This window comes from Pyxidicoccus fallax (genome assembly GCF_012933655.1).
GTDB classification, from domain to species: Bacteria; Myxococcota; Myxococcia; order Myxococcales; family Myxococcaceae; genus Myxococcus; species Myxococcus fallax.
Genome location: NZ_JABBJJ010000693.1, coordinates 1 through 1546, shown reverse-complemented (window position 1 = coordinate 1546; position 1546 = coordinate 1). Strand labels below are relative to the sequence as shown.

Here is a 1546-nt window from a genome sequence, read left to right as displayed (position 1 = left end):
ACGCAGCAGCGCGTGGTTCTCGTAGTACAGGTGCTCCAGCGTGACGGACCGTCCCTCCGCGCCCACCTCCACCACCCGCCCCCACGCCAGCGCCGTCACCTCGCCGCCGGCGCGCACGCCGGACAGCGGCGTGAACCCGTCCGCGGGAGGATGCGGAGGGTGCAGGTACGCCTCGAACGCGTCGGGCGCCCCCCGGGCCAGGGGTGGAAGCACCAGCGCGAGGAAGAGCAGCACGCGGAAGAGGAACGAGGCGGGCACGGGAGGTGGACACTCGTCCCCCGCCCGGGGTTCCGTCAACGGCGCGCGTCGAGCGCCCGGAGTACGGCCTCCGCCTGGAGCTGCTCCGAGCGAGCGCCCACCGCGGCGGCCTCCTGGGCAGCGAGCTGGAGCTGGCGGCCGGCCTCCTCCAGCTCGCCCAGCCGCAGCTGCGCGCGCCCCAGCGTGCAGCGCAGCAGCGACTGGAGCTTGCGGTCTCCCATCCGCGCCGCGAGCTGCAAGCCCCTCACCGCGTCCTCCTTCGCCAGCTCCGGCGCGTCCGCCTGGATGTGCAGCAGCGCCAGCCCATGGTGCGTGTACGCCATGCCCCAGCGGTCGCCGGTGCGGGACTCCAAATCCAGCGCGAGCTGGAAGAAGTGCGCCGCGCGCTCCCGGTCTCCCGCCCGCGCATGCGCGTCGCCCAGGCTCAAGAGGGCCGTGGCGTGCTCCCCCGTGTCCCCCGCCCGCTCGCTCCAGCGCAGCACGGCCGCGTACTCCGACGTCGCCTGCTCCGGGTGGCCCAGCCCCATCAGCACGTTGCCCATGGCGCGGTGCAGGGCCGTCTCCACGCTCGCGCGCACGGGTCCGCCCTCGGCCGGCGCCAGCCGCAGCCGCTCCCGCGCGATGCCCAGCCGCTCCCGGGCCTGCTCGAACCTCCCGAGCGCGCACAGCGAGAGCGCGGCGAACGCATCCAGCCCCGCCGCCAGCGTCGGCACCTCCTCCAGCCGCTCGCGAGCGCCCTCGTCCGCCAGCGACAGCACCTCCTCATGGTGGCCCAGCGCGAACACGCCGGAGACCAGCTTGTGCAGGCGCCGCGCCCGGTCCACCGCCTGGGAGGGAGCGCCCTCCAGGTCCAGCGCGCGAGCCGAGCGCCACGCCGACGCGGCCTCCTCCGGCGCCCCGGCCAACCGGTGCGCGTCGCCCATCTGCTCCCACAAGAGCCGCTGCCACTCCCGCGAGGTGTCCGCCTCCAACCTCAACGCGAGCCCGAGCGCGAAGCGGTACACCCCGAGCGCGGAGTCCGGCTCCAGCGCCGCGCGGTGCCACCCGGCCAGCTCCAGCAGGTGCGGCAGCGCGCGCTCCGGCATGTCCGCGGACAGCCAGTGCCGGCTCAGCTCCACGCACGTCCTGCGCCGCGGCTCCACGGGCAGCGCCTCGTACGCCTCCGCCGCCCGGCGGTGCAGCGCGCGGGTGCCCTGCCCTGCTTCGCCCGACACGTCATCCGGAGGGCTGACGGCCCAGGTGCACCGTCCTCCCACGGCCGCACGCAGCCACCCACCCCCTTCCAGCC

The 1546-nt window shown here is 75.9% G+C and carries 2 protein-coding genes; both read right to left on the bottom strand.

Annotated features, from left to right (window positions below; genetic code table 11):
• On the bottom strand, positions 1 to 258 hold a 258-nt coding region (locus HG543_RS53560), incomplete at its 3' end, for a hypothetical protein (RefSeq protein ID WP_169352663.1).
• A gap of 35 nt (positions 259 to 293) precedes the next feature.
• Positions 294 to 1546: tetratricopeptide repeat protein (locus HG543_RS53555; RefSeq protein WP_169352662.1), on the bottom strand; the 1253-nt coding region annotated here is incomplete at its 5' end.